Genomic DNA, 14,169 nt, shown 5'->3' with positions numbered 1-14,169 from the left:
GTCCAGCCGTACGCCTCGATGACGGCGGCGGGTCGCGCTGCCGGCCGCATCCTGCCTTCCTTCGGCGTACCGCACCTGGTCGGCGAGGCGTCCCGGACCCTTGGCTCGGCCGCGACCCGGCTGGCCCGGTCGGCCGGGCTGACGCGGCGTCGGGTCTGGTCCCGACCGGGCCGGCACCACATCGAGGTGCACGGTGTCTGCCAGGACGGCGGGAACAAGCTGGCCCGGCAGGTGGAGGGCGCGCTGGAGCGGATGCCCGGGGTCGCCTGGGCCCGGGTCAACGCACCCTCCGGTCGCGTGGTGGTCGCCGTCCAGACGCCCGAGCCGACGTTGCGCGATCTGATCGCCACGATCGACCGCATCGAGCGGACCTGCGACCACGAACCCGACCCGGAGATCCCACCACCGCACCCACCGGAGGAGGGGCCGCGAACCCCGCGCACCCTCGGCGCGCTCGCCTCGGACGCGCTGGGCCTGACCATCTCGGCGGCCACCCGGGTCCTGCCGTTCGCGCCGCTGCCCGGCGAGGTGGCCGGCCTGCTCTCCGCAGTGGATCTTCAGCCGAAGCTGCACGAGTTCATCGGCAGGCGGCTGCGCTCCGACCCGCGCGCCGACATCCTGTTTCCGCTGGCCGAGGCGGTGGTGCAGGGCCTGACCGGCCGCTGGACGGGGATCGTCCTGGACGGCGCCCAACGGATCGTGCAGTGGAGTGAGGATCGGGCCCAACTCTCCGCCTGGGAGAAGGCCGAGCCACGGCTGACCGGCGACGCCGAACGGGCCACCGCCCGTTGGCCGGTGATCGAACGCCCCCAGCCGAAGCCGGACGGCCCGGTCGAGCGGTACATCAACCGGATGCTCGCGGCCGGTACGGCGGCCGGCGCTGCGGCGGTGCCCTTCGCCGGGCGCAAGCGGGCCGCCGCGCTGGGCCTGTCGGCGCTGCCGAAGGCGCCCGGCAGCGGGCGCGAGGGGTACGCGGCCCAGCTCGGGCGGATGCTGGCGCGGCGCGGCGTGATCGCGATGGACCGCAGTGTCCTGCGGGAGTTGGACCGGATCGACACGCTCGTGCTGGACGCCGCGGTGCTCGGCTCGGACCGGGGCGTACTGGCCGATCTGGCGCCAGCGCCGGACGCGGACGTCGACCAGGTGGCCGAGCGGGCCTTCGCGTTGTTCGACCCGGACGACCCCACAGCTTCCCGTACGGCGGACGGCTGGCGGCTCGGGCCGCTGGACCAGATGCCCGCGCACGACCCGGACACCATTCCGGACGCGGCACGGCTGCGCTCCGTCGGCGGCCAACTGCTCGGCCTCGCCCACGGTGACCGGCTCGCCGCCCTGTTGCGGGTCGAGCCGGAACCCGCGCCCGGCGTCGACGGCCTGCCGGCCGCCGCCCGGCACGCCGGCCTACGGCTGGTCGTGGCCGGCGGCGACGAGCAGCGGTACGGCTTCGCCGACGCGATGCTGCCCGGCGGGGACCAGTTGGCCGAGTCGGTACGCGCGTTGCAGCGCGACGGCGCGGTGGTGATGTTGGTTTCCGCGGATCGGAAGGCGCTCGGCGCGTCCGACTGCGGTCTCGGGTTCGCCGCGCCGGAGGAACTGCCGCCGTGGGGTGCGCACCTGCTGGTCGGTGCCGACCTGCGGGTGGTGGCCCTGGTGATCGAGGCGACCGGGGTCGCTCGGCGTACGGCCCAGCAGAACATCCGGTTGGCAATGGCCGGCACCGGTCTCGGGGCGCTGGGCGCGTTCACGGCCCCGCCGACCGAGCTGCCCGGCCGGTCGCTCGTCGCGGTGAACGGCGCGGCCGGGTTGGCCTTCGCGAACGGGGTCTGGCAGGCCCGCCGGTTGCACGACCAGTCGGACACCCCGGCGCCGGTCACGACCCCCTGGCACCTGATGCCCGTCGGCACCGTGCTCGACCACCTGCGCTCCAGCCCGGACGGTCTGGCCAGCGCCGAAGCGCAACGCCGACACGACGGCGCCGGCGGAAACGGCAGTGCCGGACCGGGGAGCGGAGGGCTGCTGCGTGCCTTCGTGGACGAGTTGTCCAACCCGCTCACCCCGGTGCTGGTGGCCGGGGCGGTGCTCTCCGCGTCGTTCGGATCGCTTGTCGACGCCGCACTCGTGGGCAGTGTCGTCGGTGGGTCCGCCCTGATCGGCGCTGTGCACGAACGCAACACGGAGAGGTCGCTGGCCGAACTCCTGTCCCGTTCGGCGGTGACCGCACGGGTCCGCCGCGACGGCACCGAGCAGGTTCTCGCCGCCGAGGACCTGGTCCTCGGAGACGTCATCACCCTTGAGCCGGGCGACTCGGTGCCCGCCGACTGCCGCGTCCTCGAGTCGGTGGGTCTGGAAGCGGACGAGTCGTCGCTGACCGGCGAGTCGTTGCCGGTCGCCAAGTCCAACCGACCGGTGGTGGCCGCCGCCATCGCCGACCGACACTCGATGCTCTACGAGGGCACCACCGTCGCCGCCGGGCACGGCACTGCCGTGGTGGTGGCGACCGGGTCGGACACCGAATCCGGCCGCAGCCTCGCCCTGGTCAAGCAGGACCCACCGGCCAGTGGAGTGGAAGCCCGGCTCGGCTCGTTGACCAGCGCCGCCATCCCGTTGGCGGCCGGTTCCGCGGTGGCGGTGGCCGGCGCGGGCCTGCTTCGGGGCGTACCCCTGGCCGAAACGGCGGCGACCGCCGCGAACCTCGCCGTGGCGTCGGTGCCGGAGGGTCTGCCGTTCCTGGTCAGCGCCGCGCAGCTGGCCGCGGCCCGGCGGCTGGCCGAACACGGCGCGTTGGTCCGCAACCCGCGCACCATCGAGGCGCTGGGCCGGGTGGACGTGCTCTGCTTCGACAAGACCGGCACCCTCACCGAGGGCCAGTTGCTGCTCGCCGGGGTCGGCGACAGCGTCGGCGACCGGTACGCGTCGCTGGACCGGTTGGACGATCGGCTCCGGATGACGCTGGCCGCTGCGCTGCGGGCCACCCCCGCCGCGAAGAAGCCGGAGGAGTTGGCGTTGCAGACCGACCGGGCGGTCCGGCGGGGTGCCGGGGAGGCCGGCGTCGTGGAGCAGACCGGTGCCGCCGGATGGCGGGCCGCCGGAGGGCTGCCGTTCGAGCCGTCCCGCGGCTACCACGCGAGCATCGGACAGACCGACGGTCACCTGCTGTTGAGCGTCAAGGGTGCTCCGGAGACGGTGTTGCCGCGCTGTTCGTCCCGACGCACCGACGGTCGTCAGGAGCCGCTGGACGATGCCGGCCGTGCGGAGCTGGAGCGGATGCTCGCCGACCGGGCCGGGGCGGGAAACCGGATCCTGGCCGTCGCGGAGTGCCCGGTGAACGACCCGAAGGTGACCGACGGGGACGTGCGAGGGCTGACCTTCGTGGGTTTCCTGGCCCTCGCGGACGGTGTCCGGGAGAGCGCCGCCCCGGCGGTCCGTCGGATCCGGCAGGCCGGCGTGCACACCATCATGATCACCGGTGATCACCCGGCCACCGCCGAGGCGATCGCGGCCACCATCAGCGAGCACGACGAACAGCGGGTGGTCACCGCCGCTGAACTCGACCAACTGGACGACGACGCGCTCGCCGAGCGGTTGGCCAACACCGATGTGGTGGCCCGCTGCACCCCGGCCCACAAGGTGCGGATCATCCAGGCGTTGCAGAAGTGCGGGCGGACCGTGGCGATGACCGGCGACGGTGCCAACGACGCCCCGGCGATCCGGCTGGCCGACGTCGGCATCGCCCTCGGCCAACGGGGCACCCCGGCCGCCCGGGCCGCTGCCGACCTGGTGGTCACCGACGACCGGTTGGAAACCATCATCGCCACCCTGATCGAAGGCCGGGCGATGTGGTCCTCGGTGCGGCATGCGCTCAGCATCCTGGTCGGCGGCAACCTCGGCGAGATCGCGTTCAGTGTGCTCACCGCCGCAGCGACCGGCCGTTCCGCGCTCACCGGACGACAACTGCTGCTGGTCAACCTGCTCACCGACCTGGCACCGGCGCTGGCCATCGCGGTCCGGCCACCCGAGTCGGACCGCACCGACGCTCTGCTGCGGGAGGGCCCGGACAAGGCGCTCGGCGAGAGCCTCACCAGGGAGATCGGGCTGCGGGCGGCAGCCACCACGCTGGGCGCGACAGCGGGCTGGACGTTGGCCCGCTACACCGGACGCCGGCAGCGGGCCGGCACTGTCGCCCTGGTCTCCCTGGTCGGCACCCAACTCGGGCAGACCATCCTGGCCGGCGGCACGAGCCCGGCAGTGCTGGCCTCCACTGCGGCATCGCTGGGCGTGCTCGTCGTGGTGGTGCAGACGCCGGGGGTGAGCCAGTTCTTCGGCTGCACCCCGCTCGGGCCGGTGGGCTGGACCATCGGGGCCGGTTCGGCGCTCGGCGCGACCTTCGCCAACGGCGCGCTCACGAAGCTTGTGGAACGCCTCCCGGAGGCCCGCCCCAACCGGACCGGCTCCGGTGCCGAGGCTGCTGCGGACGGTGGTTCCGTCGACTGACCGGCGGTGCCACTAGCGTGCCGGAAAGGCCTCCCGTGCCGGGCCCGACTCCGCCCAGCAGTGGCCGGCCCGAAACTCGACGCCCGGGACGTCGTCGACGAGTCGGCTGATGTCCGCGACGCTGGCCAGCGAGGTCGTCGGGTCGGCCCGCAACTCGTCAACGGCCGTGTCGAGGTCGTTCTCCTCGGTGGACCAGTCGATCCCGGCGGATCGCAGATCGGCGACCGCGTGACCGATCACGGCAGCCGGATCAGTGACCACCACGTCGACACGGCAGTACAGGTGCAGGATGACGGGCTCCGACTGTTCGTCCATCGGTGAATCATGGCGAGCGCGGTGCCGGGTGGAAAGCCGATTTCTCGGTGCTGGTGGTCCACCGACCCACCAGCACCGAGACGGCTTCCTGCGGCGACGATCAGGTCCGTGGCCGGTAGGTCAGGCGGCGCAGGACGATCTCGGCAGGGCCGGGCTGCCGGCGCTTGTCGAGCTGACGGGCGATCAGGACGGTGGTGAGCCAGACGGCCACCGCGATGATCAGACCGGTCACCGTGGGGCTACCGAACCGGTCGCCGAGGGCGAGCGTGAAGGGCGCCAGGAGGACGAGCCAGGCCACGGACTGGAACAGGTATCCCGACAGGGAACGCTGACCCAGGGCTGAGAGAGCGCCGACGACGGGGCCGGATCGGCTGGCTCCCAGGGCGATCAGGCCGAAGACGGCCACGTAGCCCGGTCCGGCGAACATGCCGCTGGCCCCGTGGAGCAGCAGCATCAGACTGGCGGCCGACTCGTCGACGTGCAGCCATCCGGCACTGACCAGGGCGGCCGGAAGGCCGCCGGCCACTGCGCCGCCGAGGCCGAGGACGGCGGTCCAGGTGAGCAGGGTCCGGTGCCGGGGCAACTCTTCGAGGACGCGGCGACGAGCGGCCCACATGCCCAGCCAGGCAATCATGATGAAGGGCAGGACGGTCAGCGTGTGCACCGGCCACTCGCCGAGGCGATCCAGCATGGACGCGACGTAATCGGGCGCGGCGAGAGAGTCGACGTGGCCCGACGGCAGCAGTGCCGACCCGCCCGACCCGCCGAGGATGCCGCTCACCACCATCGCACCGATGACCAGCACCTCGACCGCCGACAGCGCCCAGAGCACCAGCACGACGCGGTGGAACCTGTCGCCGCGGCGCAACAGCAACAGTGTCATCGCGATCCCGACGATCCCGTACGCGCCGAGGAAGTCGCCGTAGTACAGCAACGCGGCGTGCGCAAACCCGAACACGACCAGCCAAAAGTTGCGACGCAACAGCACGGCGCGGACCTGCTTCGGGGTCGCACCGGAGGCGTCATGGCGGCGGGCGAGTTGGACGAGGCCGTAGCCGAACATCACGGCGAAGACCGGATAGCCGCGGGCATGGACGAGCTCGAAGAGCAGGAAGTTGAGGCCGCGATCGACGCCTTCCGGGGTGGCGTCGAGGCCGGGCTCGCCGGCGAAGACGACTCCGGCGACGTTGGCCAGCGCGATGATCAGCAGCATCGCTCCCCGGGCCAGGTCGGGTGCGAGGGCCCGCTCGGCGCGCGGCACCGGCCCTCTCGAAGTCATCGGTGCGGTGTCGATGCTCATGGTTTTCTCCCCGTGACTCAGCTTTAGTTTCAGAGAGAAAGTATCAGACATACACTAATGCTGTCTGTCATGATGTGGACGTAACCTTCCGGGCGAACGTGGGAGCCCATGACCAGCGACGATTTCGTTCCGGTGCCGCTGCGCCGGCTGTGGGGAATGTCAGAGTCGTCGCATCTCGGACGGCCGGCGTCCCTCGACGTCAACGTGGTGGTGGCCGCAGCGGTCGAGATCGCCGACCGGGACGGGCTCGACGGGGTGACGCTTCCCAAGGTCGCCAAGAGCCTCGGCTTCACGAGCATGTCCCTCTACCGGCACGTCGGCTCCAAGGACGAACTGCTCACCCTCATGGCCGACGCCGCACTGGGCCCACCGCCGGACATCGCCGCCCCCGACTGGCGGGAAGGGCTGCGCAGGTGGGCCTTCGCGCACCGCGCGGTGCTTCAGCGTCGGCCGTGGCTGACGCGCGTGCCCGCCGCCGGACCACCCTCCGGGCCCCACCAGATCGCCTGGATGGAGGCCGCGCTGGCGATCATGTCCGGGACCCTCCTCGACTGGGCGCACAAGATCGGCGTGATGTCACTGATCAGCGGCTACGTGGTCCAGTCGGTACGGCAGTACAGCGAACTCGCCGACGGCAGGGCCGACGGCCAGGGCCAGGCCGACGCCGAACGCGACTACGGCCGGGCGCTGGCGCGACTCGTCAACCCCGACCGCTTCCCCGAGACAGCCCGGCTGTTCTCCTCGACGCTGTTCGAGGCGCCACCGTCCGACACCCCCGACGAGGCGATCGCCGACGCGGACTTCTCACTCGGGCTGGAGTTGATCCTCGACGGCGTCGCCGCCCAGATCGCGCGCTCCGACCCCTGACCCGCACACGCGTGCTCTGGTCGGCCCGTCAGCGGCGCCGTGAGCTGAGCCGCATGCCGACGGCTCACCGGGGTACCGGAGCCGGAGGAGGTGGGCACGATGGTGGAGCAACCGCAGGTGACGTTCATCGCAGAACTGGACGCTGTGGTCCTCTCCCACCTGCACGGCGACCACTTCGACCGGGTGGCCCGTCGGGAACTGGACCGCGAGCTGCCCATCGTCACCACCCCCGCGGCGGAACGAAAGCTGCGCCGCTGGGGCTTCCAGGCCGCCCAGGGCCTGCCGACCTGGTCGTCACGGGAGCTGCACCGCGACGGTACGACAGTGCGGCTGACCTCGATGCCCGGTCAGCACGGCCCCGGCGCGCTGGACCTGCTGATGCCCGACGTGATGGGCACGATGATCGACGTGGAACGCGCCGGGCGGCGGGAGTTCCGGCTCTACGTCACCGGCGACACCCTCAACCGGCCGCTACTCACCGCCATCCCAGAACGCTACCCGGACATCGACGCGATGCTGATCCACCTCGGCGGCACGAAGGTCGCCGGGATCCTGCTGACCATGGACGCCCGCCAGGGTGCGGACCTGGTGGAGCTGGTCCGTCCACAGCTGACAGTGCCGATCCACTACGACGACTACCCGGTCTTCCGCTCCCCGTTGGCGCACTTCGTCGACGAGGCCCGCCGCCGAGGTTGGGAAAAGCAGGTGCGCACCATCACCCGCGGCGAGACAGTCCCGCTCACAGAGCCCGTCTGACCGCGCAGCCGGTCCCGGCGGCCAGATGACAAGGATCGGTATCTCGTCCCGCCCCGACCTGCCGACACAGTTCGCCGGCCCACGCGAATCGCCGCCGCCCGGCGAACCGGCGGCGGCGATCATTGACAGGCGCGATGGTCAGCTGCGCTCGGAGATGGCCTCGATGAGGTCGCCCACGGGACGCTCCGGCAGGGAACGGGCCACGTCGGCGACGGCCACGATGCCCACCAACTCGTGGCCATCGATCACCGGCAGTCGGCGCACCTTGTGCTGCCCCATGGTGCGCAGGATCTGGGCCGCGTCGTCGTCCGCGCCGATCGTCAACGTCTCACCCTGAGCCAGCTCACCGGCCGTCACGTTGGCCGGGTCGCGACCCTCGGCCAGCACCTTCACCACGATGTCGCGATCGGTCAGCATGCCCTTGAGCCGATTGTCGTCACCGCAGATCGGCAGAGCGCCGACCCCCAACTCGGCCATCCGCTTCGCGGCCGACTTCAGGTCGTCCTGTTCGCGGACACAGGTCACGTCGTTCGTCATGATCTCGCGTGCCGTAGGCATTGGTATGACACCTCACTTCCGGGGGGTTGTTGCCGTTTCTCCTACCCCGGTCGGCGCCCGCCATGCCGCCGATAGGGCGGCCTTGTATCGTCCCGCCAGTGACGCGCTCCGACTGGTCAGATGTACGCGAACGGCTTGCGCGGCTGGCCGCTGCACCCGGTGCCCCTGACGTCTTTGGTTCTTCAACTCACCGTTGGCAACTTGAGCCGCCACTGAGTGCCGAGGAACTGGCTGAGGCAGAGACGCAGCTCCAAGTGGAACTGCCCAGCGAGTACCGCTCCTTCTTGCTGGAGGCCGGGCGGGGCGGTGCAGGGCCGACCTACGGGCTCTTCCCGATGCGTCGCCTAGACGGACGGTGGCAGTGGGAGGGTGACGGCGCCGATCTGACCGACCGGGACACGCTCAACCTTGCCTTTCCGCACCTCGAGGCGTTCAACCCTGCCGACGGTCTACCCGATCCGCCAGACGAAGAAGACTACGACTCGCCCGAGGAGTTCAACGACGCTGAGGACGCGTACTGGGAACAGCACGACGCCGTCGTCTTCAAGCCCGAGCATTCGGTTGGCCTGCTGTACCTGTGTCATCTCGGCTGCGCGCTGCGAGAGGCTCTCGTTGTCAGCGGTCCAGCACGCGGGCAGATGTGGGCGGACGACACCGCTGACGACGGTGGTTTCCGGCCGCTCCGCAACGACGACGGGACAACGCTCGGGTTCGACCGTTGGTATCGGCGCTGGCTGGAAGCGGCCGAAGGCCAGGTGTCACACGGCGTCCACGTTGAACACGCTACTGCGACGCCTGAACAATGATCTGACGATGGACGACAACCGCGTAGTGATGGCGATCGGCAAACACGAGCTGAGGTTGGGCGTTGACCCCGAAGGGAACTGGATAGTCCTCTCGACAAGCGACGGTCGCCAGTGGACACCAGACGAGAACATCCGGTCACTGCTGCCACTCTTGGAACGGCGCCACAAGGACGTCACGACCCTCAACACCGACCTGGTCTCCGCTCCGCCGCCTTGGGATGACCTTGTCCGTTACGCCCTGTCCTGCTGGTCCGACTACTGGGCGGGCCTCGCGCTCGGCTGGCTTGAGGACGGCTACCCAGCTGCTCCATTCCGCGACACGTTGCAGTCCCTCAAAGATGCGCCTGAACGTTCCTCGGCCATTCGGCACCGGGCGCTGCGGCTCTGCGAGTTGCCCAAGTCCTGAGCGGACCTTGCCCACAGCGCGCTCGCCCGCTCACGAGGCCTCCAAGCCTGCGGGCCTCTGAATCCCGTTGGGACCTACCTCAGGTAGGCGCGCTCATCCACGACGTAGGTTGGCTCCCCGAGGAACCTGTCGACAGAGACTTGACCGTGAGCGACATTCAGGGTGTCGAGTCGGTACGACCAGTCGCCGCCACAGGACCCGACAAACCGGTAGTTGATCTGCCAGCGCACCCACTCGCCGGGCTTCAGGAGCACAGCTGGTGGTCGGCGATGGCGCCGCGGCATCCCCCACGGTGACACGTCGAGCTGTACCCGAAGCCGCCCATCGACATGGCGCAACTGCACGCCGTCAACGGGCAACGCCAACTGGGTGGTGGAGTGCGGTCGGAACTCGTCGGACTCGCCTTGCAGGACTTCGTGAACGAGTGGTGCCGCTTCGGCGGGCAGCGCGAGTGCAACCGGCGCCGCGTTCCGCTGCGCCGCAGGTGGCCCACCCCGAGACTGTTTGGTCCACGACGTCCGCACCCACTGCACTACCGGCTCCATGCTGGCAATCTTCGGGACTCGGCAGACGTTCGGCAACGGAGAAGACCATCCGCCGTGCCGGCCTGAGAGTGAGAAGGAACGCCAACCCTTGATCGACTGCTGGGACGGCCTGACCGCTTGGCTGTACTCAGGACCGAGGGTCAACCCGGGGAAAGTGCTGGTGGAGCCCAGGGGACTCGAACCCCTAACCCCTGCCTTGCAAAGGCAGTGCTCTGCCAGTTGAGCTAGGGCCCCGTGAGTGGCCGCGGCGACGATCGCTCGTCGCCGGGCCGAACGTCAGCGGAGGTCGGGCGCGGTGGTCGCCTCGTGCCACAGGGCACGCTCGTCGTTCGACGCCTTGATCTTGTTGAACACGACGGCGGCCACACCGACGACGCCAGCCAGAATCAGCAGCTTCTTGAACATGGGGCGACCCCTCGCGCTCGACTACCGTCGGACGACATGCGGTGGGGCTAGATGGAATCGAACCATCGACCTCAGAGTTATCAGCTCTGCGCTCTAACCGACTGAGCTATAGCCCCGCGTTGCGACGAGCAAGATTAACCCATCCGCTCCGCTGGCCCCAAATCGGGGTCCGCGCCTGCGAGCCGGGTCCGTCGCCGCCTGCAAAACCTACCCGAGTACGGGACGCCGGAGCGACCGCATTCCGCGGTGCCCCGGCGTCCCGGTCACTCAGTCCCGCTCGGCGAGCGTCAGCTCGATCCCGCCGACCAGGTCGGCGCAGACGTTGTAGACGAACGCGCCCAGGGTGGCCAGCGCGGTGAACAGCACCACGTTGACCAGGCCGATCAGCGCCGAGCTGAGAATCACGCCCTTGGCGGTGATCTGGAAGCCGCTGGTGCTCTGGCCGCCGCCGGCGTTGACCAGGTCACTCAGGCTCTCGTTGACGCTCTGGAACACACCCATCGCGTCCAGCGCCAGGTAGAGCACCGAGGTGGCGACCACCACGACGATGAAGAGCACCACCGACACCGCGAACGCGAACTTCATCACGGACCACGGGTCGATCCGCTTCAGGTTCAGCCGGGCGCGTCGCGGTCCGCGGGAGGCGGCCGAACTGACCGACGTACGCGCCGCACGCACCGCGTCGCCGACGCGGGCGGCCCCGACGGCGGACGCGTTGCCGATCCCCGGTGGCAGGCCACCGCCGCTGGCCGGGCGGCCGGCTGCGGTGCCACGTGCCGCGTCCGGCTGGGTCATCCCGGGTGTGATCCGCGGCTGGGTGCCGGTGGACCCTGTCGAGGTCGCCTGACCCGGGCGGACACCGATCGGCTGGGTGGTCGCCGGACGGGCCGAGGGCGCCGCCGCCGGGCCCGGAGGGCTGGCGGCGGCCGACGTCGGTGCCTCGGCGCTGGACGCCTCGGTCTTGTCGCCGGACCCGCCGTCCTCGCCCGGCTGCTCCGGTGGGGGTGTCATACCGGGAGCCCTGGTGAACTTCGGGGCAGGCGCATCGGCGGGGACCGTCGCCCGGCCCACGGCCGCGCGGCCGGTCGCTGGTGTGCCGCCCTTGGCGGCCTCCTCGTCGACCGGTTTGGCCGAGGTCCCCGTGTTCCCCGACTTCGCCTGTGTCTCCGTCATTCAACTAGTCCTGTTCGTCAGGCTCGTCGGCATTGCGAGCAATCGCCACGATAGTCACGCCGTCCGGGAGGTCCATCAGCTTGACCCCCATTGTGTTCCGGTCACGCGTACGGCGTACAGGCTTCACCGGAGTCCGAATGACACCACCGTTGCTGGTGATCGCGAACAGCTCGTCGTCCGGATCGATCACCACCGCGCCAACCAGACCACCGCGCCGTTCGGTGATCTTCGCAGTCAACACGCCCTTACCTCCCCGGCCCTGCACCGGGTATTCCTCGATCGGGGTCCGCTTCGCGTATCCCCCGTTCGTGGCCACCAGAACGTCCAAACCATCCCGCACGACTTCCATGGCGAGCAGGACGTCGTCGTCCGTGAAGCGCATGCCGATCACGCCCGAGGTGGCCCGGCCCATCGGCCGCAGCGCCTCGTCCGAGGCGTTGAACCGAATCGCCTGTGCCTTCTTCGAGACCAGCAGCAGGTCGTTTTCCGGCGCAACCAACGCAGCACCGACCAGCTCGTCCTCATCGCGCAGGTTGATCGCGATGATGCCGCCGGAACGGTTGGAGTCGAACTCCTCGAGCCGCGTCTTCTTCACCAGGCCGTTCTTCGTGGCCAGTACCAGATAGGGGGCTACCTGGTAGTTCGGGATCTCAATGATCTGCGCTATCTGCTCGTCGGGTAGGAAGGCGAGCAGATTGGCCACGTGTTGGCCCTTGGCTACCCTACTGGCCTCCGGCAACTCGTACGCCTTGGCCCGGTAGACACGGCCCTTGTTCGTGAAGAACAAGATCCAGTCGTGGGTCGAGCAGACGAAGAAGTGGCTGACGATGTCGTCCTGCCGCAGCGTGGCGCCGCTGACGCCCTTACCGCCGCGCCGCTGGGAGCGGTAGAGATCGACCTTGGTCCGCTTGGCGTACCCGGTGCGGGTGATCGTGACGACCACGTCCTCGCGGGCGATGAGGTCCTCCATCGAGACCTCGCCGTCGAACGGGATGATCTGCGTCCGGCGGTCGTCGCCCCACTTGGTGACGATCTCGCCCAGCTCCTCGGAGACGATCTTCCGCTGCCGCTCGGGCTTGGCGAGGATGTCCTTGAGGTCGGCGATCTCGATCTCAAGCTTGGCCAGGTCGTCGACGATCCGCTGCCGCTCCAGGGCGGCGAGCCGGCGCAGCTGCATGTCCAGGATCGCCGTCGCCTGGATCTCGTCGATCTCCAGCAGCCGGATCAGGCCCTGCCGGGCGTCGTCCACTGTCGGAGAGCGCCGGATCAGGGCGATCACCTCGTCCAGCGCGTCCAGCGCCTTGCCCAGACCCCGCAGGATGTGCGCCCGCTCCTCGGCCTTGCGCAGCCGGAACGCGGTCCGCCGGCGGATCACGTCGATCTGGTGCTCGACGTAGTAGCGGATGAACTGGGCCAGGTTGAGCGTGCGCGGCACCCCGTCGACCAGGGCCAGCATGTTGGCGCCGAAGGTCTCCTGGAGCTGGGTGTGCTTGTAGAGGTTGTTCAGCACCACCTTCGCGACCGCGTCGCGCTTGAGCACCAGCACGATCCGCATGCCAGTACGACCGGAGGACTCGTCGCGGATGTCGGCGATCCCGGCGAGCTTGCCCTCCTTGATCAGCTCGGCGATCCGCTCGGCGAGGTTGTCCGGGTTGACCTGGTAGGGCAGTTCGCTGACGACCAGGCAGGGGCGTCCCCGCTTGTCCTCCTCGACCTCCACCACGGCGCGCATCCGGATCGAACCGCGACCGGTGCGGTACGCGTCCTGGATCGCCGTGGTGCCGACGATCAGGCCGTGGGTCGGGAAGTCCGGGCCCTTGACGATGCCGAGCAGGGCTTCGAGGGTGGTCTCCTCGTCCTCCTCCGGGTGCTCGAGGCACCACTGCACCGCCGCACCGATCTCCCGCAGGTTGTGCGGCGGGATCTTGGTGGCCATGCCGACCGCGATGCCCTCGGAGCCGTTCACCAGGAGGTTGGGGATCCGCGACGGCAGGATGGTGGGCTCCTTGGCCCGGCCGTCGTAGTTGTCCTGCAGGTCGACGGTGTCCTCGTCGATGTCCCGCAGCATCTCCATGGCGAGGGGGTCGAGCTTGCACTCGGTGTATCGCATGGCGGCGGCAGGGTCGTTACCCGGCGAGCCGAAGTTGCCGTTGCCGTCGACCAGCGGGTAGCGCAGCGACCAGGGCTGTGCCATCCGGACCAGCGCGTCGTAGATCGCCGAGTCGCCGTGCGGGTGGAACTGACCCATCACGTCACCGACGACGCGGGAGCACTTCACGTAGCCGCGGTCGGGACGGTAGCCGGAGTCGAACATCGCGTAGAGGATCTTGCGGTGGACCGGCTTGAGGCCGTCCCGGACGTCCGGCAGCGCGCGACCGACGATGACGCTCATCGCGTAGTCGAGGTAGGAGCGCTGCATCTCCACCTCGAGCCCGACCGGTTCGATCCGGTCGTGCGCGACCACCGCGGCGATGGCCTCGGCGGGGACCTCGGGCTCGTTCGGTGTGGACTCGGGAGAATCGGTCACTGTATACCCTTATCAGACTC

The 14,169-nt window shown here is 69.9% G+C and carries 12 protein-coding genes and 2 tRNA genes; 5 read left to right on the top strand and 9 right to left on the bottom strand.

The genetic code is table 11. The features are described 5' to 3' along the window. The first annotated feature begins 18 nt into the window (after nt 1–18). The gene (locus IW249_RS09395; protein WP_196920383.1) at nt 19–4,491 is read left to right on the top strand and encodes a cation-translocating P-type ATPase; all 4,473 of its coding nucleotides are present in this window, start codon (nt 19–21) and stop codon (nt 4,489–4,491) included. Nucleotides 4,492–4,503: 12 nt separating this feature from the next. Here IW249_RS09395 and IW249_RS09390 read toward each other — a convergent pair whose 3' ends face one another. Together IW249_RS09390 and IW249_RS09385 are read right to left on the bottom strand one after the other, a co-directional pair. Further along, on the bottom strand, nt 4,504–4,806 hold the full coding sequence (locus IW249_RS09390) for a hypothetical protein (protein ID WP_196920382.1): 303 nt from the start codon (nt 4,804–4,806) through the stop codon (nt 4,504–4,506). Nucleotides 4,807–4,906: 100 nt separating this feature from the next. Further along, a complete protein-coding gene (locus tag IW249_RS09385) occupies nt 4,907–6,106 on the bottom strand; it encodes a DUF418 domain-containing protein (protein WP_196920381.1) in 1,200 nt (399 codons plus the stop codon). Between the two features lie 108 nt (nt 6,107–6,214). On the opposite strand from IW249_RS09385, the gene IW249_RS09380 reads away from it, so the two are divergent. Together IW249_RS09380 and IW249_RS09375 are read left to right on the top strand one after the other, a co-directional pair. Next, nucleotides 6,215–6,973: a TetR/AcrR family transcriptional regulator gene (locus IW249_RS09380; RefSeq protein WP_196920380.1), complete on the top strand. Its 759-nt coding sequence runs from the start codon at nt 6,215–6,217 to the stop codon at nt 6,971–6,973. Nucleotides 6,974–7,072: 99 nt separating this feature from the next. Next, nucleotides 7,073–7,729, top strand: coding sequence for an MBL fold metallo-hydrolase (locus IW249_RS09375; RefSeq protein WP_196920379.1), 657 nt, complete (start codon nt 7,073–7,075; stop codon nt 7,727–7,729). Nucleotides 7,730–7,867: 138 nt separating this feature from the next. Here the strand turns inward: IW249_RS09375 and IW249_RS09370 are convergent, their stop codons facing one another. Then, nucleotides 7,868–8,287, bottom strand: a complete 420-nt coding sequence (locus IW249_RS09370; protein WP_196920378.1) for a CBS domain-containing protein — start codon at nt 8,285–8,287, stop codon at nt 7,868–7,870. Between the two features lie 98 nt (nt 8,288–8,385). Here IW249_RS09370 and IW249_RS09365 point away from each other — a divergent pair, with 98 nt between their 5' ends. Together IW249_RS09365 and IW249_RS09360 are read left to right on the top strand one after the other, a co-directional pair. Further along, entirely contained in the window at nt 8,386–9,093 is a 708-nt protein-coding gene (locus IW249_RS09365) for an SMI1/KNR4 family protein (protein ID WP_307788554.1), read from the top strand. A 7-nt stretch (nt 9,094–9,100) separates the two neighbouring features. Continuing rightward, nucleotides 9,101–9,499, top strand: a complete 399-nt coding sequence (locus IW249_RS09360) for a hypothetical protein (protein ID WP_196920376.1) — start codon at nt 9,101–9,103, stop codon at nt 9,497–9,499. Between the two features lie 74 nt (nt 9,500–9,573). Here the strand turns inward: IW249_RS09360 and IW249_RS09355 are convergent, their stop codons facing one another. From IW249_RS09355 to gyrA, 6 genes are all read right to left on the bottom strand, one after another. Beyond that, nucleotides 9,574–10,044: a hypothetical protein gene (locus tag IW249_RS09355; RefSeq protein ID WP_196920375.1), complete on the bottom strand. Its 471-nt coding sequence runs from the start codon at nt 10,042–10,044 to the stop codon at nt 9,574–9,576. Between the two features lie 158 nt (nt 10,045–10,202). Beyond that, nucleotides 10,203–10,278, bottom strand: a tRNA-Ala gene (locus IW249_RS09350). Between the two features lie 42 nt (nt 10,279–10,320). Further along, nucleotides 10,321–10,449, bottom strand: a complete 129-nt coding sequence (locus IW249_RS34200; protein ID WP_209444550.1) for a DLW-39 family protein — start codon at nt 10,447–10,449, stop codon at nt 10,321–10,323. A gap of 42 nt (nt 10,450–10,491) precedes the next feature. Then, nucleotides 10,492–10,565: transfer RNA gene (locus tag IW249_RS09345), tRNA-Ile, on the bottom strand. Between the two features lie 151 nt (nt 10,566–10,716). Further along, nucleotides 10,717–11,622, bottom strand: a complete 906-nt coding sequence (locus IW249_RS09340) for a DUF3566 domain-containing protein (RefSeq protein WP_196920374.1) — start codon at nt 11,620–11,622, stop codon at nt 10,717–10,719. Nucleotides 11,623–11,626: 4 nt separating this feature from the next. Then, nucleotides 11,627–14,149, bottom strand: a complete 2,523-nt coding sequence (gene gyrA, locus IW249_RS09335) for a DNA gyrase subunit A (RefSeq protein ID WP_196920373.1) — start codon at nt 14,147–14,149, stop codon at nt 11,627–11,629. Nucleotides 14,150–14,169 lie beyond the last annotated feature (20 nt).

Source organism: Micromonospora vinacea (genome assembly GCF_015751785.1).
Lineage (GTDB): Bacteria > Actinomycetota > Actinomycetes > Mycobacteriales > Micromonosporaceae > Micromonospora > Micromonospora vinacea.
This window is presented reverse-complemented; position numbering and strand designations above follow the sequence as displayed.